Annotated in this window: 16 protein-coding genes; 1 reads left to right on the top strand and 15 read right to left on the bottom strand. The window is 42.0% G+C overall.

Annotated elements, in window-relative coordinates:
* Nucleotides 1-2: 2 nt before the first annotated feature.
* The 3 genes from FO442_RS06315 to FO442_RS06305 all read right to left on the bottom strand — a co-directional run bounded on the left by FO442_RS06315 (nt 3) and on the right by FO442_RS06305 (nt 4,356).
* A complete protein-coding gene (locus tag FO442_RS06315) occupies nt 3-2,327 on the bottom strand; it encodes a purple acid phosphatase family protein (RefSeq protein WP_144332308.1) in 2,325 nt (774 codons plus the stop codon).
* 128 nt (nt 2,328-2,455) lie between these two features.
* Nucleotides 2,456-2,770, bottom strand: coding sequence for a hypothetical protein (locus FO442_RS06310; protein ID WP_144332307.1), 315 nt, complete (start codon nt 2,768-2,770; stop codon nt 2,456-2,458).
* Nucleotides 2,771-2,787: 17 nt separating this feature from the next.
* Nucleotides 2,788-4,356, bottom strand: coding sequence for a cytochrome-c peroxidase (locus FO442_RS06305; protein WP_144332306.1), 1,569 nt, complete (start codon nt 4,354-4,356; stop codon nt 2,788-2,790).
* 184 nt (nt 4,357-4,540) lie between these two features.
* Here FO442_RS06305 and FO442_RS06300 point away from each other — a divergent pair, with 184 nt between their 5' ends.
* The gene (locus FO442_RS06300; protein WP_144332305.1) at nt 4,541-5,500 is read left to right on the top strand and encodes a T9SS type A sorting domain-containing protein; all 960 of its coding nucleotides are present in this window, start codon (nt 4,541-4,543) and stop codon (nt 5,498-5,500) included.
* Nucleotides 5,501-5,547: 47 nt separating this feature from the next.
* Here the strand turns inward: FO442_RS06300 and FO442_RS06295 are convergent, their stop codons facing one another.
* The 12 genes from FO442_RS06295 to FO442_RS06240 form a co-directional block, all read right to left on the bottom strand.
* Nucleotides 5,548-7,521, bottom strand: a complete 1,974-nt coding sequence (locus FO442_RS06295) for an SPFH domain-containing protein (protein WP_246073822.1) — start codon at nt 7,519-7,521, stop codon at nt 5,548-5,550.
* 424 nt (nt 7,522-7,945) lie between these two features.
* Nucleotides 7,946-8,704, bottom strand: a complete 759-nt coding sequence (locus FO442_RS06290) for a T9SS type A sorting domain-containing protein (protein WP_144332304.1) — start codon at nt 8,702-8,704, stop codon at nt 7,946-7,948.
* Nucleotides 8,705-9,023: 319 nt separating this feature from the next.
* Entirely contained in the window at nt 9,024-9,899 is an 876-nt protein-coding gene (gene atpG / locus FO442_RS06285; RefSeq protein WP_144332303.1) for an ATP synthase F1 subunit gamma, read from the bottom strand.
* A 103-nt stretch (nt 9,900-10,002) separates the two neighbouring features.
* Nucleotides 10,003-11,577 (bottom strand): F0F1 ATP synthase subunit alpha, encoded by a 1,575-nt coding sequence (gene atpA, locus FO442_RS06280; protein WP_144332302.1) that lies wholly within the window; start codon nt 11,575-11,577, stop codon nt 10,003-10,005.
* Nucleotides 11,578-11,608: 31 nt separating this feature from the next.
* Entirely contained in the window at nt 11,609-12,142 is a 534-nt protein-coding gene (gene atpH, locus FO442_RS06275; protein WP_144332301.1) for an ATP synthase F1 subunit delta, read from the bottom strand.
* Nucleotides 12,143-12,151: 9 nt separating this feature from the next.
* Nucleotides 12,152-12,646 (bottom strand): F0F1 ATP synthase subunit B, encoded by a 495-nt coding sequence (locus FO442_RS06270; protein WP_144332300.1) that lies wholly within the window; start codon nt 12,644-12,646, stop codon nt 12,152-12,154.
* Between the two features lie 73 nt (nt 12,647-12,719).
* Nucleotides 12,720-12,932, bottom strand: coding sequence for an ATP synthase F0 subunit C (atpE, locus tag FO442_RS06265; protein WP_144332299.1), 213 nt, complete (start codon nt 12,930-12,932; stop codon nt 12,720-12,722).
* 26 nt (nt 12,933-12,958) lie between these two features.
* The gene (atpB, locus tag FO442_RS06260) at nt 12,959-14,110 is read right to left on the bottom strand and encodes a F0F1 ATP synthase subunit A (RefSeq protein WP_144332330.1); all 1,152 of its coding nucleotides are present in this window, start codon (nt 14,108-14,110) and stop codon (nt 12,959-12,961) included.
* 276 nt (nt 14,111-14,386) lie between these two features.
* Complete coding sequence (locus tag FO442_RS06255; protein ID WP_144332298.1) at nt 14,387-14,755, bottom strand: hypothetical protein; 369 nt, start codon at nt 14,753-14,755, stop codon at nt 14,387-14,389.
* Nucleotides 14,748-14,999 carry an AtpZ/AtpI family protein gene (locus FO442_RS06250; RefSeq protein ID WP_186279938.1) on the bottom strand — a complete coding sequence of 84 codons (252 nt, stop codon included), beginning with the start codon at nt 14,997-14,999 and terminating at the stop codon, nt 14,748-14,750. The genes FO442_RS06255 and FO442_RS06250 overlap by 8 nt, the downstream gene beginning before the upstream one ends.
* A 16-nt stretch (nt 15,000-15,015) precedes the next feature.
* Nucleotides 15,016-17,682 (bottom strand): type IX secretion system periplasmic lipoprotein PorW/SprE, encoded by a 2,667-nt coding sequence (gene porW, locus FO442_RS06245; protein WP_144332296.1) that lies wholly within the window; start codon nt 17,680-17,682, stop codon nt 15,016-15,018.
* A 96-nt stretch (nt 17,683-17,778) separates the two neighbouring features.
* Complete coding sequence (locus tag FO442_RS06240) at nt 17,779-18,432, bottom strand: CvpA family protein (RefSeq protein WP_144332295.1); 654 nt, start codon at nt 18,430-18,432, stop codon at nt 17,779-17,781.
* Nucleotides 18,433-18,810: the final 378 nt, after the last annotated feature.

The following is an 18,810-nucleotide window of genomic DNA, read 5'->3' as shown; positions in this document are numbered from 1 at the left end:
TTTTAATGTAAAAACTTGAGAAAAAGAGTGTTTTCCAAATCACTTGCCCGCAAGAGGTAAGTTCCGGAAAGGAATTTTGCTGCTTCAACTAGCAGTAATTTATTCGAATCATTAGGAACGGTTTTAGAATAAATGAGCTGTCCCTGAACAGACCAAATCTCGATATCCAATTCATTTCCATTAAATCCCGACCATTGAATCGGGATGTATTGCTCATCCAGCCAGGCATTTGTCCATACTTTCGGTGAAGCAACGGTTAAATCAGTAATTCCTGCTGTTCCGTTGCAAGCAGGTGTATTGACCAATTCCACGTAAAAAGTATCTACGATACACCCATTCGTGTCACTTGCCAGATACATGGTAGTGTGGGTTACCAAAACAGAAAGTGAATCCGCCAGCACCTGATTTGGTTGCCAGAGCACTTTACCCGGAAAAGAAGGTTTCAGGTTCACCAGTTCATTTTGACAAGCCGTTAAATGATGGGAAATCCCCGCATTTTTGATAATGGAGAACTGATCCAGGACAGAACCAGTAGTTGAAACAAATTGAGCATCCAGGCGATTTTCCTGAATCGTCAAGCTCAAGCTCCCCATGTTGTCGTGATCTGCATAACTGCAAACCGGATGCGGCCAACCCGAAGCAACTGAACTCAATTTCCCGGAACATCCCACGACTGCATAAACTGTTCCCTGGTGTGCTTTTGAATACAAAGTCTCCTTTTCGTAGGGACAATCGTCCAGGCGACCACCGGAACCATCGTCCTTCAACATCTGTTGTGTCAAAGTTCCGGAAGTTCCATAATGGGAGTCGACCAAATAACTGCGTTCATATGAGTGGCTGTGCCCGTTCAAAACCAGATCTACTCCATATTGTTCCAAAATCGGGAGAATATTTTCGCGCATATCTTCACATTCCCCGTCCAGGAACATCGGGTTGTCGGAATCGTGACTTCCTTTTGTATAGGGTGGATGATGCCAGTAAGCCACAATCCATTCAGCAGTAGTTTGTTGCAGATCGGAAACCAGCCAGCTTGCCATAGGAGCGGTCACCGAACGGTCTTCATCATAACTGTCAAGAACTATGAAATGAATATTCCCGTAATTGTAGGAATAGTATTTTTCCGTTCCGGAAGCAACACCACCGGCTTCTCCATTCGTCGGAAGATTGAAAATATCGAAATATGCCGGAGCCGGTGAAAAGGGAATGTGGTTGTTGTAATCGTGATTTCCCAATGCCGGCCAACAAACGGTTTTCGAAATCAAATCTGCATACATCTGGCTAAACACAGCTGTTTGGTAACAACTTTGAGTTCCATCACTGATTCCACTTCCATAAGCATTGTCTCCCAGCATGATCCAACCGTCCACATGTCGGTTTTCATTGTAAATGAGATAACCGTCACGAACTGCCCGTTGATTTCCGTCCGACATACCCGCATCACCGATTGCCCAAAACCGGTATTTCTCTCTGCTTCCTTCTATCGGGCTGGTCTTGAAGTATTGGTTATTTCCTGAAGGAATTAATTCATGTGAAGTGGTTCCAATGGAATAATAATACCTTGTTTTTGGAAGTAAGCCCGTAATTTGAACGGCGTGTTCAGTTGTGTATGGAAAAACAGAAGCAGATAAATTCAGGTTATTGGGATTGGTACCATAACGCACTTTCGAATCACACGGAATATCTGTTTGCCAACGAACAATCATCGAATGTGATGTCCCGGTATTCAGATAGGGCTCTCTTGTAACCTGGATCACCTGCGGATTTTGAGATCCGTTCAACGAAAGATTGAAACTGATATCCGAACTGCTTCCTTCATCCTGGTGAATTTCAACAGCAATCACATTGTTTCCACTGATTAAAAGCCCCGGACTAAATGCAAAATTGTAGTACGTATCTTCTGAAGTAAATGCAACCGTTGAAGCTGCGGCAGTTTGATAGGTGATCGCTCCACCCGGCATGTTGGTACGAAAAACTTCTGTTCCGTTCACATATACAATTGCTCCGTCATCCCTGCGAATACTGCCCAATATCTCTTGGTATTGGGAGGGATTTGAAATGTAAAAAACTTTTCGAAAGTACGTTGTAATGTATTTATTATTGGAATTGGGTCCATAAGAAACAACCGTTTGTTCGTCTCCATCACCATATCCCAATTCTGCTAATCCGGAGGCCCAAGAATTATCATTGTAAGAAGGATCTTTCCAGGATGAGCCCAGATCCAATCCGGAATCATTGTACTTCCAGGTGCTTCCTGCCGGCAATAAGGTTTGCCCTTCAATGAGAAATAAATTCAACTGAAGTATGGTAAGTAGTAGTAGTTTTTTCATAAGTGCTTTTTTACATTGCAAAGGAACTGTTAGGATTTAAACAGATCATTGTGTACTCATTAAAAAACCATTAGATCATTTGCCGACACTTGAAGTCCATGTTAACACCTTTTACGATTGAGTTAAGCTTAGTATTTTCCACCCCAGGTCCTGGAATTTAAATCCGGAGATAATTCGAATGAAGGAAGTTTGAAAGGGCGCTGGACAAGTCCTGCAGTATCGGTCAATGATTTTAAGAAAAGGATGATGTCTTCTTGTTCAGAATTACTAAGCTGCAATGAATCAAAGGGAAGTGTTTGATTGGGAACGGAATATTTAAATCCTTCACCACCGCCTTTCTGATAGAATTGAAGCACTTCTTTTAAGTCGGAATAAATTCCATGATGCATGTAGGGAGCTGTCAATTCGCTGTTTCTGACAGTAGGTGTTTTAAACGCATACATTTGTTTGGAAACTTTTGTTACTTCAAAGCGTTGTCTTTGTCCAGTGATTTATTTTCTTTGGTTCCGGGAGTTCCCAAAATTTCGTATTCCGAATCCATAAAATAAGGTGGTACGGTTCCGTTGAAAAGCGGGAAGAAATGGCATGATCCGCACAATGCTTTTCCAGCAAACAAATTGTATCCATTGATTTCCCGTTGGTTCAGCGTTCCTTTTTCTCCGGTCAGGTACCTGTCAAAACGACTATTCATAGAGATCAGTGTTTTTTCATATTCGGCGATGGCCTTTTGGATTGCATACTCGGAAATGTCGGCGTCTTTCTTTCGTGCAAATGCCTCGCGAAAAAGCTTTTTATATTCTTCACTTCCTCTTAATTTTAAAACGGCATCCGAAAGTTTTCCTCCCATTTCGTGCTCATTGTGTACCACATCGCGAACCTGTTGTTCCAACTGGTAAGCTTTTCCATCATAGAAAAAAGCCTTTTGATACAAGGCATCTATCAAAGTCGGGGCATTTCTTTCTACATTCCCGGATTTATTGAATGCCAGACTGGTCTTCAATCCGTCTGTAAATGCCTTATCCGGTTGATGACAGCTGCTGCATGCACGTTCATTATTTGCAGAAAGTATCGGATCGTAAAAGAGTAGTTTCCCCAAAGCAGCTTGCTTGACCAAGTCAGATTCATCGGAATAATAGATGGAGAAAAATTGCGGATTAAATGATCCCTTTGAAAACAAATGTTCGGTATTCAAACGGAGTGCCTGTTTATGATCGGACCACGGAAGTCCCAAGTCCCGGTGAAGAAGTACCAGATCCAGGTTGATCCTTTTTATATCCGTTCTGATGAATTCAAGCCGATTGAACCCGTCAAAACCGGGATTTTCCCGAAGAAACTTTTGCGCCTCCTGAATATCAACACGGATATCCCGGAATCTTTTTTTGAGAATGCCTTTCGTTCCAAACTTCAATCGGAAGTACCCGATCATCTGTAACATTGATTCCAGGTTTTCATTCACTTCTTCCAGATTGGTTTTGGTAAACGTCGCATCGTAACCGTTCAGGTTCATTGCCGCTATCCGGACCAACTGAAGCTGCAGCATTTCCAGGTAAAGGTGATCGCTTAACGAAATCGTTTGATAGGCATTTTTCAGTTCCTGGAAAACACTGATCAAATCGAGCAATTCATTTTCCAGGACCGTTGAATCTATTTCGTCTCCGGAAAACAAGATTTCCTCTACACGTTGGAATCCACAGGGATTTACTATTGATCCGGGAACATATTCGGAAAATTTGGGAACCAGAGCACCATTGATCTGATATTTAGCCTGTACCGGTGAAACATGCTCAACAAAGAACTCGATGTGTTTGTAATATTTTCGCGCATTAAAATAATGTGCAGAGCATAAGACGGAATCAGACAAATCGTTTCTGAAATCTTTCAATTCATTGATCAGCAAATCCAATTGAACATGAATGTACTTTCCAGGATTATCCAGCTTTTGTACTTTTGCAGGGGATTCTTCGTTGAAACTCAACAACAATCCAATACCCAGGATGAGGATTCCAAAAAAACAATGAGGCCATTTCATGCAAACAAAATAAATCCGGCGAAATGACCAGCAGATTAAAGCAAAATTAAATTATTACTAGCGAATCAACCAAAAGGAGCCGAGTATTCTCCCTCTTCAAATTTTTGCTTTTGTTTAACAGTTCAATTAAAATACAACCATTCTTAAATTTCTGTATCAATTCAATAAATTCAAGTTCATTGTTATGAAGGTCTTACCCCTGTTATTAGCACTTATTTTCCTTAATGGCAGTTGGGCTCAAATTGCCTATCGTCCTATCCCCGAAACAGATGCAACCTGGATCCAGGCAGAATTTCTTTACGGTGGTTTTCATGAACATGAAACAGTTACTTCGGCGGTTTATACCTTGGGAGATACCCTAATAAACGGGCAGGCTTACATTCGATTCGGAAGTCACGGTACGCGTGATTGGATCGATGGATACGGTTCACAAAACCAAACTTCAGGTGGTGGTCCTATTCCATATGAGACAGGCTGTTTCAGACAAGATACCATACAGAAAAAAGTATATCTGTGGAACAATACAAGCCAATCAGATGAACTGCTATATGATTTCGGGAGCTTGGTAATCGGTCAGCCTTATCCTGAAACTACTACAAACTTAAATTATCCGAACCTCATGGTACTTGCACAAGATTCCGTACAATTAATTGATGGGAATTATTACAAACGCTGGGGTCTTGGTACAGATTCATCAGATTCCGCCTATGTTTCGGTCATTGAGGGGGTTGGTGGCACCAGTGGATTCAACACGCCAATTCATCCAGTCTTCGAACAGGAATCTCATTTACTATGTCATAAGGTTGGAACACAACACATCTACGAAGATTGGCAAACTTCCATCATTCCTCCGGAATATTCTGAAGATTGTTCCAAAACACTCTCCCTTGAACCGCAAACAGCACTAAGTCTTGTAGTTTTTCCAAATCCGGGAAGCACATTTGTTTCCGTTCAATCAACGGAAGCCATTGAATACCTGGAAATTTACAACCTGAATGGTCAGTCATTATTTAGTCTGGAAAACTTAAACAATAGCAACACCTTGAATCTTGATCTGAATAACCTGGAACAAGGTATCTACCTGCTAAAAGTCGTTATGTCAAATGGAGATACTATAACACAATCTATTCAGTTGATGCAGTAGGAAAGCGATCAATCACTTTCCTACTGCAGTCATTGCTGTTGTTTATTCTATTTTTTCGGTTCTTCTCCACCTGAAGTGGGTTTCGGCTTCTCTACCTTGACGGACTTCGTTGTTTCCCGGGGAACCTGTTTCTTTTCAGGATCCATCATTTCCATCAATTTCAGTCCTAAGAGGCCGTCCATTGCGGATCCTCCTTGTTGGCCATTTCCACCGATTAATACATCCGGAATCAGTTTGATGTTTCCTTTGGACAGCTCCTCGGTGATTTTGTATCGGGTGAAGTTTTCACCACCCAAAGCTTTCACTGCCAATTCATAAGCCTCAGCTGTAGATTTACCGACAGCCTGGATCTTGCTTGCTTCTGCAATACCGGTTTTTGAAATGCGTTCCGCTTCTGCATCCGCTTTCAATTTCACCGCTTCGGAATCCGCTTTTGCACGAGCTCTGGTTGCCTCTGCTTCTGCCAATGCACGCATTTTGGTTGCTTCCGCTTCCGCTCCAACAGCGAGTTTCACTCCGGACGCATCTCCTTCTGCTTTCTTCACTGTTGCATTCGCAGTACGCTCCGCAATCTCAACACTTTGCTGTGCTTTTACGATATCTTTCTGCATATCGGCAATGGCAGTTTCCTTTTCCATTCCCTGGCGCGTTTCCTGCGCTTGCTTTTGCGTCTCATAAGTCACCTTTTGTTCTTCTGCGATCTTACGATCTGTCAGGGTCTTCATCAAAGATTCCGGTGGAACGATATCTCCGATCAGGGTATCTACTGCATTGACATTGTACTCATCCAGTACTTTCTTGATGTGCTCCTTCGCTGATTCCTGTCTTTCTTTACGTGTAGACAAGAAGGCAATCACATCACTGTCCTGTGCCGAGTTGCGGAAGTAGTTCCCGATTGTAGGTTCCAAAACCTGTGTTACCAGGTTCACCATGTTCCCGAAACGGGCAATCACTTTCGGGGCTTCATTGGTAGGAACGTGAATGATCTGAGAAACATCCAGGTTGAATGGGAAACCATCTTTCGAACGAACTGTAATCGTGGACAAATTCTTATCCAGGTTGTGTGATTCGCTTCGCGCCTGTGCCCAGTTCAAAACCAGGTTCGTTGTTGGAACCAATTCCACTTTCATCGTGTATTTATTTACCGGATATTTCCCCGGACCAAACGGTTCTGACCAAACCCCTTTACTTCCTTTCTCCACAATATTTCCATGTTTGAAGTCAACTCCCGTCAGGTCTTTCCCATCGTGTCCAATATAAGAGATAACTACTCCCACATACCCGATCGGAATTTCCGTCATTGGCGTTTCTTCTACTTGCAATGCCCATGGATTCAGGTTATATGATCCGGCTAAGATCACAGAAGGCTGAAGTCCGCGATTTCCTCCATTCTCCAAAAAGGCATCAAAATCCTGGAAGTTGTTGTGTCCTTCTACTGCCTTACCTGCAATTTCGCCCGAATCGATCGGCCGGCCATCCAGGGTTGTGACGATCCCGACCATACTTTCCCGAATTCGAACCATTTCGGTAATCGAAACCTGGAACAGCATGGTGTTGATACGGTATGAACCGGCTGTAATGTAATTTGTCTGGCGGCCACGCTGACCATTGTTCATCAGGAACATACTTGCATCCTGGAAATTATCACATTCCACTTTGCGGCCCAAAATGTTTCCGGTTGGAATTTCGGCACCGTCCTTTGAGAGGACCAACCCGATCTTTCCTTCCGGAATAACTGTAAATTGCTCCATCGTAATCTCATACTGCCAAACCCACATGCCGAAATACAATCCCGGGGCCAGTGTTTTTGCCTGGAAACCGGCTTCTCCGTTTGTTGCTACGATGCGTCCATCCGGAAGTTCTTTATTCGCACCGAACAAAACGAATTTTTTCGTAACTAAGCCGATCCTGTCTTCCGGAACGATAACCATTCCGAACAGGAATCTTAAAATAAATTTGTAGAGGATCAAACAGATTACGATTAATCCGATCCACCAATAAGTGAGTAACATTTCTTTCATTGATTTCTATTGTTTAATTAATACGTGTGGCACGCTACTTGCGGTTTTCAAATTTAGAAGAATCTACGTTCAAAACTCCCAGTCGGACTCAATTTATTCGAGCACGCAATCTCCGTCAGAAGTTCATGCATCAAAACGATGAATTCCGACTTGGGAGCGCCGTTGGCGGCAGGTTGACAGAACGACTCGTTTACTGATCCGTTTGGTCAAACTGCTTTGACTTATTTTTCTACTATCTGTTGATTCACTTCAGTATTGTACCGTCCGCCGTTGCGGACGAAACGTTTCTATTCCGATAGGAAGCTTGAGGGAAGTGGCCGGATTCCGGTGGGCTGTATCGCGAATGTGACATTCACGAAGTAAATGTATATAACCTGCACTATTTTGGAAGATTTTTAGGAAATTTTTACTAAAAATCTGTTATTTATTTGATGAATCTAAACTGCTTTTCAAGTCCTTTTTCCGAGGAAATACGGGCGATGTAGCAGCCTTTTGAAAGTTGGGATATATCCAGGTCCTGTGAACCTTCCATTTTTTTGTTTTGAATCGTTTGACCTGACAAGGAATACAAATCGATGTCCCAGGATGTGTCTTCTTTCACCTGGACTGTCAATGTGTTTTCGCTGCTCTGCCAAACCGATATGTAATCGCTGATTTGAGGATAAGGCCCTTCCAATGTAGCTTCGGGGTCGTAGAATTTGATCCGGAAAAAATACTTATACGGACTGTTTCTTCTTTGAATTTTGAAAAGGCAGGGATCCTTTATATATCCTATTTGGGAGAGATTGTAATAATAGGACATGTCATAATCTCCTTTATGCGCAATTGGAAACGGGATTCCCTTCAGGATTGTCACCAACGAATTGACATCGGCACTATCCAAATAGTAGCACATACCATCTGCATGCCAGGAAGCAGAGTAAGTGAGGGAATCTCCAAAAGGCAATCTCAGTTCATAAATCAATGAATCTGTCCAGGTTGTTGAATCAATGGTGAAATTGACTATTTCATAAACATGATCGGTATTGAATCCGTCAACAAAGAAGCGATCGCTCGCATAAAAGTCATCTCCATTTGAATGGAATAAACTGATTCCTGAAGAACAAATTCCTTTTTTTTCCTGATCCTGTGAAAATCCGGTCAGTGAGCTAATGATGCAAGTGATATAAAGCAGTTGTTTCATAAAGACATAACGCAGAAAATGGTGCTTTCGTATAATATCCTATTATTGAACATTTGCGGTATTAGTGCAACCTCATGTTTCACCTGAATTTGAGGACATTTTAACAACGCTATTGACTGCTTCTGTGTCATAGCCGGGGGATGATATTGCACCCACAAAGATCATACAGTTGAATTTCGATTTTTCCCCGGCAGCACGTATTTATTTCCCATTCATATCTGTCTTCTTTGGAATGAACGAATGAAGTCTTTGATTGGCTGAAACACATACAATCAAAAAAGGCTTTCAGTTTCCTGAAAGCCTTCTCTTGTTCTTATTCTTATCCGTTCAGTGCTTCCGCTCCACCAACGATCTCCAGGATCTCGTTCGTAATAGCAGCCTGACGGGCTTTGTTGTAGCTTAATTTTAAACTACGCTGTAACTCCTTGGCATTATCCGTTGCTTTATGCATCGCCGTCATACGCGCACCGTGTTCGGATGCGTTTGAGTCTAACAATGCTTTGAACAACTGGATTTTTAACGTTTTGGGGATCAATTCTTCTACGATCTCTTCTTTCGAAGGTTCGAAGATGTAATCTCCCGCTTGTTTATCGTCATTCTGTTCCGTTGGAACGATCGGCAATAATTGTTCTTCTTTCACCTCCTGGGAAGCCGCATTGATAAAGCTGTTGTAAATCACGACTACTTTATCGAACTTCTTTTCAAGGAATGCTTTCATTGCGAAATCTGCAATGAAAGATACGTTTCCAAAAGACAGGTCAGCAAAAATATCTTCGGAGATTCCTGTTCCGGCAATATCAAAATACATGTCTGAACGCTTGAATGCATCTTTTGCTTTCTTTCCCAAACAAAGAAGGCTCATATTTGCATTTGCGTATTCTTCGGAAATTGCCAGGTTCACGCGTTTGATAATATTGTTGTTAAATCCACCACACAATCCGCGATTGGAAGTAATTGCAATAATCAATACGTTGTTAACCGGACGTGAAGCAGCCAGTGCATTTTCCGAAATATCCAACGAAGCGGTCAAATTACCCAGGATCTCCTGCAATTTTTCAGCATAAGGACGCATTTGTGTAATGGCATCTTGTGCACGCTTCAACTTTGCAGCAGAAACCATCTTCATTGCAGAAGTAATCTGCATGGTAGATCCTACAGAAGTAATTCGATTTCGTATTTCCTTTAAACTTGGCATATCTTTAATTTAGAATTGAAAATTTTAAAATTGAAAAGGTCATTAGTCCGCTGTGGACGAGAATGCCTTTTCAACTTTTACATTCTCAATTTTCAATTTTCAATTAATATTTCGCAGCGATCTCTTTCGCAACCCTTCCTAATACATCAGTATCAGTATCTTCGTATTTTCCTGCTTTCAAGCGAACCAATACATCTGAATGTTTTGCTTCCAGGAAGTCCAAATATTCTTTTTCGAACTCTTTTACCTTATTCACAGGAACGTTTTGCATCAATCCTTTTGTCCCAACATAGATAATTGCAATTTGCTTTTCTACCGGGTAAGGATCTCCTTCTTTTTGTTTCAGGATCTCTAAGTTACGGGCACCTTTATCCAAAACAGATTTCGTAGCCGCATCCAGGTCAGAACCGAACTTAGCGAACGCTTCCAATTCACGGTATTGTGCCTGATCCAGCTTCAACGTACCGGCTACTTTCTTCATGGACTTAATCTGTGCGTTACCTCCTACACGAGATACAGAGATACCTACGTTAATTGCAGGACGGATACCCGCATTGAACAAGTCACCTTCCAGGAAGATCTGACCATCCGTAATCGAAATCACGTTTGTCGGAATGTATGCAGAAACGTCACCCGCTTGTGTTTCGATAATCGGCAATGCAGTCAATGAACCTCCACCTTTTACGATTCCTTTCAACGATTCAGGAAGGTCGTTCATTTGAGCAGCGATCTTATCATCAGCGATGATTTTCGCAGCACGCTCCAACAAACGGGAGTGAAGGTAGAATACGTCACCAGGGTAAGCTTCGCGGCCCGGAGGACGACGTAGTAACAAGGATACCTCACGGTAAGCAACCGCTTGCTTGGAAAGGTCATCAAATACGATCAAAGCAGGGCGTCCCGAATCACGGAAGAACTCGCCGATTGCAGCACCCGTCATAGGGGCATAGAACTGCATTGGAGCCGGGTCAGAAGCATTTGCAGCAACGATTACCGTGTAAGCCATTGCACCTGCATCTTCTAATTTTTTATAGATTCCCGCTACAGTTGAACCTTTCTGTCCGATTGCTACATAGATACAGAAAACCGGTTCACCGCGGTCATAAAATTCTTTTTGGTTGATGATCGCATCAATTGCAACAGTTGTTTTTCCTGTTTGACGGTCACCAATGATCAACTCACGTTGTCCGCGTCCGATCGGAATCATTGCATCAACAGCCTTAATCCCTGTTTGAAGCGGCTCGGTTACCGGCTGACGGAAGATAACTCCCGGTGCTTTACGCTCGATTGGCATTTCATACAATTGACCAGTGATAGGACCTTTTCCGTCGATTGGATTACCGATAGTATCCACCACACGACCAACCATTCCATCACCAACATTTACAGAAGCAATGCGGTTTAAGCGTTTTACAGTATCACCTTCTTTTACTGCAGAAGAACGACCCAATAATACTACCCCTACGTTATCTTCTTCCAGGTTCAATGCGATTCCTTGCAAACCACCATCAAACTCTACCAATTCTCCGTATTGAACTCCTTTCAATCCGTAAACGCGAGCGATACCATCACCGATCTGTAAAACTGTACCTACTTCTTGCAATTCAGCTTCCGAACGGAATCCTGATAATTGCTCTCTTAAAATCGCAGAAACTTCTGCTGGTTTAACATCTGCCATGTCTTTTCTTTTAAACGACGAATAATTACGCCTATCTGGTTAAACGTTGTTTCAACTTATTAATTTGCGATGCAACAGATGCATCAATTTGCGTATCGCCCATACGAACGACAAATCCTCCGATCAGATCCGCATCGATTTTCTCGGTCAGCTCTACAGTACCTGTAATAGAAGCCTGAACTTTCGAAACGATCTCTTTCTTTACTTGTTCATCCAATTTATGTGCACTGATCAATGTCACCGGTACAATTCCCTGGTATTCTTTCAAAATAACATCAAAGGAAGCCGCAATTTGCGACAAATACGCTTCTCGACCATTTTTCACAATTAACTCAACAAACAAGTTGGTCAACTGGTCAAATTGGTCAAAAATTGCATTCAAAACAGCAATCTTCTTATCTGCTTTCACAACCGGACTTTGGAGCATATTTTCCAGATCCGGATTCTCAGCACATACGGTTGCCATGTATTTCATGTCTGCCGCAACTGCATCCACTTTGTTTTGCTCGATCGCCAAATCCAACAAAGCTTGTGCGTAACGGGAAGCTGATTTCGAACTCTTCATTTCTATCGATTAGTTCAAGTTAATATCACCCGCCATTTTCTCTGCCAACGCTTTTTGTTTCTCATCGGAAGACAATTCTCCACGAATGATTTTCTCAGCGATTTCCAAAGAGATTGCAGCAACCTGAGTTTTCAATTCTGCAATTGCAGCTGTCTTCTCCGTGTTGATTGTTGCACGAGCCGACTCAACAATTTTGTTTGCTTCTGCCTTGGCAGTATTCTTAGCATCCTCAACCATTTTCACAGCGGTTTCTTTTGCATCCTTCACGATTGCATCGCGTTCAGCACGAGCCTCTTTCAACAAGTTCTCATTCGCAGCCTGCAATGCATGCATTTCAGCTTTCGTTTTCTCAGCCAGTTCCAATGCATCGGAAATTTTTTGCTCACGTGCATTAACAGAAGCTAAAATCGGCTTCCAAATGAACTTGGTTAAAATAACCAATAATAAAACGAACACTAAGCCCGTCCAAAAAAGTAATCCTAAATCTGGTGTAATCAACCCCATCTTATCTCTGTTTTAATTTTTCAATTTGTAAAAAAGGCTTGCTGCAACCAACCGTTGCAACAAGCTTTTTCAATTACCTCGCGTTTCCTAGTAGACCAACTACTACACCGAAAAGTGCAACACCTTCGATTAACGCTGCTGCGATAATCATAGCTGTTTGAATTTTTCCAGAAGCTTCAGGTTGGCGAGCGATTGCGTCCATTGCTGAACCACCGATTTTACCAATTCCTAATCCTGCACCTAAAACTGCAAGACCTGCTCCGATTGCTGCGATACTTCCGTACATACTATATGTATTTAAAAAATTACTAATTAATGATGTGCTTCTTCAACAGCCGCACCGATAAACAATGCTGACAACATACAGAACAGGAACGCCTGTAAGAATGCTACCAACAACTCCAACACCGAGATAAACAATGCCATCGGAACAGACAACATTCCCCAAGCTTCACTCTGATTGATAAAAATAATTGAGATCAATGCCAACACGATGATGTGACCCGCAGTCATGTTTGCAAACAAACGCACCATCAAGGCGAAAGGCTTTGTAAAGATCCCAACGATCTCAATCGGAATCAAAATAATCAATACAGGCCATGGAACTCCAGGCATAGCGAAGATGTGGCCCCAGTAGTTTCTGTTTCCTGAGAACAGGGTAACTAACAAGGTTGCAACTGCCAGGAACAAAGTCACGGTAATATTTCCTGTCAGATTTGCCCCTCCCGGAAGGAATGGAACCAACCCAAGTAAGTTATTAATAAAGATAAAGAAGAAGATCGTTAATAAATACGGAACGTATTTTTGGTATTTGTGGTGATGGATATTTGCTTTTGCAATATCGTCACGCACCATCACAATCAACACCTCTAAGTATTTAGCCAATCCTTTCGGAGCTACCGGACCATTTTTCTTGTAAAAACGAGCAACACTGCCCATAATCAACAAGACCAAGACCGCTCCCATAAACAAGGAAAGTACATTCTTCGTAATAGAGAAATCAAGAGCAGAAGCATTTACCGGAAACTCCGTGTAAACCAATTTTTCGTTCCCGTCCTTTTTTTCCATTTTTGAAAACTGCAATTCTCCGTCTTTCAGCTTATAAATCTCTTCTTCAAACATGGCATAACCTGCTGCAGGGCCTGAACCAACAATATATTCAACCGTCTTTCCCAAAGAATCTACAACAGCTTTTTTCGGCGTTCCGTGGTAAAAATGTTTGGAAGAAAACGTTTTCAATCCACCATCCACCAAAATAATCGGTAAGTAAACCGAAACAGAATTGTGGTGACCGCCCCATAAATGCCATTCGTGCGCATCCGAAATGTGGTGCATAATCATTTCTCCCACCTCAAACTCCTCTTCCGGGATCGGTTCCCCCGGATGAAAGGCATATGTTGGGGTCAAGATGACCATTGCAGCAATTAATGTAAAAAATCGTTTTGCACTGAAAATTAATGACATCACTTATTAATATTTAGATAATAACCCTAAATTTTGGCGCAAAGGTAGTGAATCTTTCAGAATGACCAAGAAAAAATTGCAAACAAATCTGTTATTTACCAGATTCATGGCAAAGAAATTTGCCTTGCCAAAAAAAAATGATTTTCAAGGGCTTGTTCAGCCGGTAATTTGTGTTTCAGGATGTCTCATGCAGATCTCGCAGAACTCTTACGCTACAGCTTCAGCGTTGGCGCATTACGCTGATTCGTGAAGACGCAATGTTCTTGTTTGGACAGATTAGCTCTTACGAACCTTCAGTAGCATCCAAAGTGCCTGGGTGAAGAGCATGACCACAAAGAAACTCATGAAATACCACACAAAATCTTTAAAGGAATCTTTCCAGGCATACTTCACGATCAACACAAAAAACAGAACAAGAATCATCTGAATCGCTGTGCCAAGTATAAATCGCTGTGCTCTTGATTCGGCAGTAGCATTAGCCCCTGACATCATAATTGCGGTACTTGAAAAAAAGATCAGCAAAAGCGCGCTTATTCCCGCAAGGTGGTTCTCGGGAATTTTCCAACCGGATTTTACCCCGATCAATACAAAATAAGCTGCAGCAATGGCAATTAAACTTAAAAAGGCTCCCAGGCGTTTACTCATCTTCTTTTTCTTTAGAAATATCGATTACTTCCTTGATTATTATATACATGGAAACGACTACTCCGGTCAGAGTGCAGATCAGGGTCCACATATTTCCTCCCGGGTTAAATTTTTTGTCCAGCCACACTCCAAGGAAAGCGGTTGCCACGATTGTACCGGCCATTTGAAAGGCTGCACCGGTAAACCGAACGTAAGGTTTTATTTGCTTTTTCGGATTCTTCTTTTGCTCAGGCTTATCTTCCATCATCTTCTTATTTGAATCAATAGTTCTCGTCAAAGAACAACTGGTATTCATCCAGTTTGTTTGTATCAAATAAGGTAAGCAAATTTTTCTCCGAAATGAATAAAATTTTCATTTTTTGCATATCCAGCAAGTGGTTGCGTGTGCGCTTATAAAATGAAACATACGATGCAGCCTCAATCTCATCTTTGAATTGTTTTACCAAAATGACGTTGTCCTCCCGGAACACTTTTGAAGTGACACTTAAGCGCTGTTTCCCATAATATTCCTTGTTAAAATCAACCACACGCGTTTTAGCCACCACGTTATTAATTTTCTCCGTCAGGAAAATCAGCACAAACATCGGCTCTCCTTCTTTGTATTCGTAAATGCTTTTCTTGGCAAAATCAATTGCTTCATTCGCAGAATACCCGTTCAGGATAATCTTTTTCATTTCAAGTGCCTTTTCAGCTTCCGGCGTTTTCGGGTACAGCGCAATCAAGGTGTCCAAAGTCGGCAAAATCAGCTTTTTATCTTCTGTCATTTTGGCCTGTGCCATGGCTTTTAACAAGATATACTTGCTTCTGTATGGATTGTCCTTTTCGTTCGCAATGACTCCGTTTGCCTTCATGATGACCGGATAGTACAGGCCTCTCTCATAGCGGTCCAAATCCGTCAGGTATGCTTCCTGGGTCAATTTCTCCCGTTCTTTTTTCTTCAGGAAATAATCCGGGTCACGCAGGTATCCGGCATAATCCGACGTCGGATAATTGATCAGGATATACTCTTTTTGCTCCACTGCAGCCGGATCTTCCGGGTTATGCAAACTATAAATCTGGTAAGCCGCCAGCAATTTCATGTTGTGTTCAAAATCCTGCCCCAGCATCGTACGGTATTGTTTTTCAGCAAGCGCTGTTTCGCTTAATTGTTCGTCGTAAATCCCTCCCGCATCAAAATAGGCGTTCATCATCCTGTCTCGCGATACCTGTAAAGCGGAATCGGAAAGCGGAAGTTTGGCAACCAGCATTTCGGGTGTTAACGAATCCAAGGCTGTGGTTTCCGAAGAGGGATCCGGTTTATCGGAAGATGCCGTAGAATCCGAAGGATCCGTAAAGCTTGCGAAGACTACTTTGTCAGACCGCCTCCAATCGTCTTCGTTGGCACGTTGTCCCCATTGTTTTTTAAATTCTTCGAATCCCTCGTTTTTCGCTTTTTCGTTATTCCAATAGAATTTATTCCCATTCCCTCCGGAAGTTTTCTTGTTTTGAATTTCCTGCAGGGCTGCTAAACGAATGGCGTCCTGTCTTTTGCGCTCCTCCTCGTCCTTCTTCATCTTTTCGATCACTCCATCCGCGAAAGCCAATTGATCGGAAGGCGAAAGTTTTGCAATACGCTGCACGCTGTCTTCGTATTGCGCAACCTCCAATGCATTGACCAGGCTTTGCAACTTGGATGCTTTATTTTGGATTCCTTCGTAATTCGGGTAAGTTTCGGGAATCACTTTCGCACAACTGTCGTAATACTTTTGCGCACTCAAATAATCTTTTTTCGCAAAACTCATGTCTCCGAGCTTCTCGTATGCCATTCCCTTTTGACGGTTATTTGACGTGGAATAAAATGCCGAGCGCGTATAATTCGCTTTTGCACCGTCTTCATTTGATTCAATCTGGTCCATTTTACCAAGTGTATAATAGATCTGATCTTTGAACTCCGCGTTCTTGGTATCCCGAAGCATCTTTTTCAGGTTCTTGCGCACTTTTTCTCCACCGGCATTCAAGGCGTTCTTCAAATTGGCATTGAAGCTCATTTCGTAACCGGCATTGTATTTCTTTACGCGATCGTAATGGTAAGCGGCTTTTCCCCTGTCTCCCGCATTTTCATACAACTGCCCCAAAATATAATTAATTCGTGCTTTGTCTTTTGACTTTTTTGCATATTCCAAAGCTTTTGTCAGTGCCTTGATCTCACTTTCCGAATCCTTTTTCTTTTCAGCAAACAAGGCTCTGGTTATTGCCAGGTCATAGCGCAATTTTTTAGGAAAGGGAGGAATTTCCTTTTGTTTCTTCTTGTTTTTTTTCTTTTTTGATTTCGATGATTTGGAATTTTTACCTCCTTTGGATCCTTTTGAATCACCATCTTCCATTGCTTTCTGGGCTTTCTCCAGGTTGGTGATCGCATAGTTCGCTTCGGTAAATTTACCTTGCTCCATGTAGGTTCTTGCCATCCACATTTCTGCGATATAGGAAGACTTATCCGTAGAGAAAAACTTCTTCGTATATTCAAAATTCTTAAATGCCAGGTCGTAATCGCGTCTGTAGAAATTCGCAATCCCGATCGTGATCCAGTTTTCGTCGATCCAGCGGTTGTGCTCTTCTTTTTTGGAAGCCGGTTTTTCCATCGATGGCATGGCATGTCGCTGAATAACCTTGGTACATTTTGAAATCGCTGTATCGATCGGTGAATACATATTCTTCACTTCTTCTTCATTGGGCAACTGAAGGATCGGAAGGACATTGTAGTAATCTTCTTTTTGATTTTCACGAAATGTTTTCATTGCTTCTTCCAGCAAGTCATTCGCGTTAAAGTATCCGTTATAATGTGCTGTAGTGCCGTGATATGCTCTGCTAAGCATCGTATTCTTCTCAGTAGAACATGCCCATATCAAGGAAAGAATTCCTAAGTAAATTAAAAAATGTATTTTCTTCATTCGAATGAAAAATCTGCGCCGATGTGATTAAAGATTAACTAACAAATGGCAAATATATTGTTTTGTTTATCAAAATCATCTAAAAGAGCGCGCTTATCATTTGACAGCCGGTTCCTTATCACCATATTTTTGGTGGATCTCCAAAATTTGCTTTGCGTCATTGGCGTCTATCCCCAAACTATCCGCAATCTCTTTTGCACGCAGGACCTGGTCGACTGTGAGTCCGGTGCTGTCCGTCTCACTGTGCAGGGCATTCTTCAGGAAGATGGTACTTTCTCCAAGTGCAGGAACAGTTTCTGTTGAAACAGCTTTCACCGGTTTGTACAGCAGCGAACTATTTTTTGTTTTTTCCGGGAAAAAGTTGCTCTTTTCATCGTAGGATTCAATCAGTACCAACAAAACGCTCACGATATACAAGGATTTGATGGTTGCGAACAAGACTCCCAAAAATTTATTCAGGGGGGATAACTGAACCACCTTGATCATCTTTTCGATCATTTTACCCCCGAAAAAAATCATTGCTCCGACTGCCAGAAAAGTCAGCGTGAATGCAATAACCGGCAAATATTCGGAATCCCACTCAAAGGTTTTCTTCATCCAGTTGGCAGTGTAATCCGAGAAATGGATTCCCACATAAATTCCCACTAAAATGGCCAATAAGGTAAACAGCTCGATTACAAAACCATGCTTAAACCCTTTATAAGCGCCATAAACTATTGGTATCAGGATAAGTATGTCCAGAAAATTCATGTCCCAAAATTGGGAAATATCGATGGGAGAAATTTTGAAGGTCGGGAAAGATACAAACGGGGCATTGTTAAACACCTGGTGGAAAACAAAGTGGGGGCGCGATTAATCGGGGTATACGTATTATTCGCACCCAAACTATTTTATAATACAAACTGTGTTATATTTTACCACAAATGCACAAATATTGGAGGCGCTTACCAGTGGGAGTTATGTACTTAACACAGGTAACTTATGAAATAGGTTCTTTTTGAAAAATCTTCTCCAAGAATCTAAGTGATAATTTCTCACAGATGCGCTGATTATTTGTGGCGCTTACCAGTCGCCACTTAGGCGAGTGCGGTAGCCGAGCAGTTAATCTGTGCATCTGTGGGAAAGATA

It is taken from the genome of Fluviicola chungangensis (assembly GCF_007558725.1).
Taxonomy (GTDB): domain Bacteria; phylum Bacteroidota; class Bacteroidia; order Flavobacteriales_D; family Crocinitomicaceae; genus Fluviicola; species Fluviicola chungangensis.
Note: the sequence above shows the minus strand (reverse complement) of the source record. Positions and strands in the feature narration are given on the sequence as shown.

Coding starts and splice junctions, on each gene's coding strand:
- FO442_RS06250 (WP_186279938.1), bottom strand. CDS start 14,999: ATGGAAGATAAGCCTGAGCAAAAGAAGAATCCGAAAAAGCAAATAAAA.
- FO442_RS06315 (WP_144332308.1), bottom strand. CDS start 2,327: ATGAAAAAACTACTACTACTTACCATACTTCAGTTGAATTTATTTCTC.
- atpB (WP_144332330.1), bottom strand. CDS start 14,110: ATGTCATTAATTTTCAGTGCAAAACGATTTTTTACATTAATTGCTGCA.
- FO442_RS06305 (WP_144332306.1), bottom strand. CDS start 4,356: ATGAAATGGCCTCATTGTTTTTTTGGAATCCTCATCCTGGGTATTGGA.
- FO442_RS06240 (WP_144332295.1), bottom strand. CDS start 18,432: ATGAATTTTCTGGACATACTTATCCTGATACCAATAGTTTATGGCGCT.
- FO442_RS06300 (WP_144332305.1), top strand. CDS start 4,541: ATGAAGGTCTTACCCCTGTTATTAGCACTTATTTTCCTTAATGGCAGT.
- FO442_RS06310 (WP_144332307.1), bottom strand. CDS start 2,770: ATGTATGCGTTTAAAACACCTACTGTCAGAAACAGCGAATTGACAGCT.
- FO442_RS06270 (WP_144332300.1), bottom strand. CDS start 12,646: ATGGGGTTGATTACACCAGATTTAGGATTACTTTTTTGGACGGGCTTA.
- atpE (WP_144332299.1), bottom strand. CDS start 12,932: ATGTACGGAAGTATCGCAGCAATCGGAGCAGGTCTTGCAGTTTTAGGT.
- atpH (WP_144332301.1), bottom strand. CDS start 12,142: ATGAAGAGTTCGAAATCAGCTTCCCGTTACGCACAAGCTTTGTTGGAT.
- FO442_RS06295 (WP_246073822.1), bottom strand. CDS start 7,521: ATGAAAGAAATGTTACTCACTTATTGGTGGATCGGATTAATCGTAATC.
- atpA (WP_144332302.1), bottom strand. CDS start 11,577: ATGGCAGATGTTAAACCAGCAGAAGTTTCTGCGATTTTAAGAGAGCAA.
- porW (WP_144332296.1), bottom strand. CDS start 17,682: ATGAAGAAAATACATTTTTTAATTTACTTAGGAATTCTTTCCTTGATA.
- FO442_RS06290 (WP_144332304.1), bottom strand. CDS start 8,704: ATGAAACAACTGCTTTATATCACTTGCATCATTAGCTCACTGACCGGA.
- FO442_RS06255 (WP_144332298.1), bottom strand. CDS start 14,755: ATGAGTAAACGCCTGGGAGCCTTTTTAAGTTTAATTGCCATTGCTGCA.
- atpG (WP_144332303.1), bottom strand. CDS start 9,899: ATGCCAAGTTTAAAGGAAATACGAAATCGAATTACTTCTGTAGGATCT.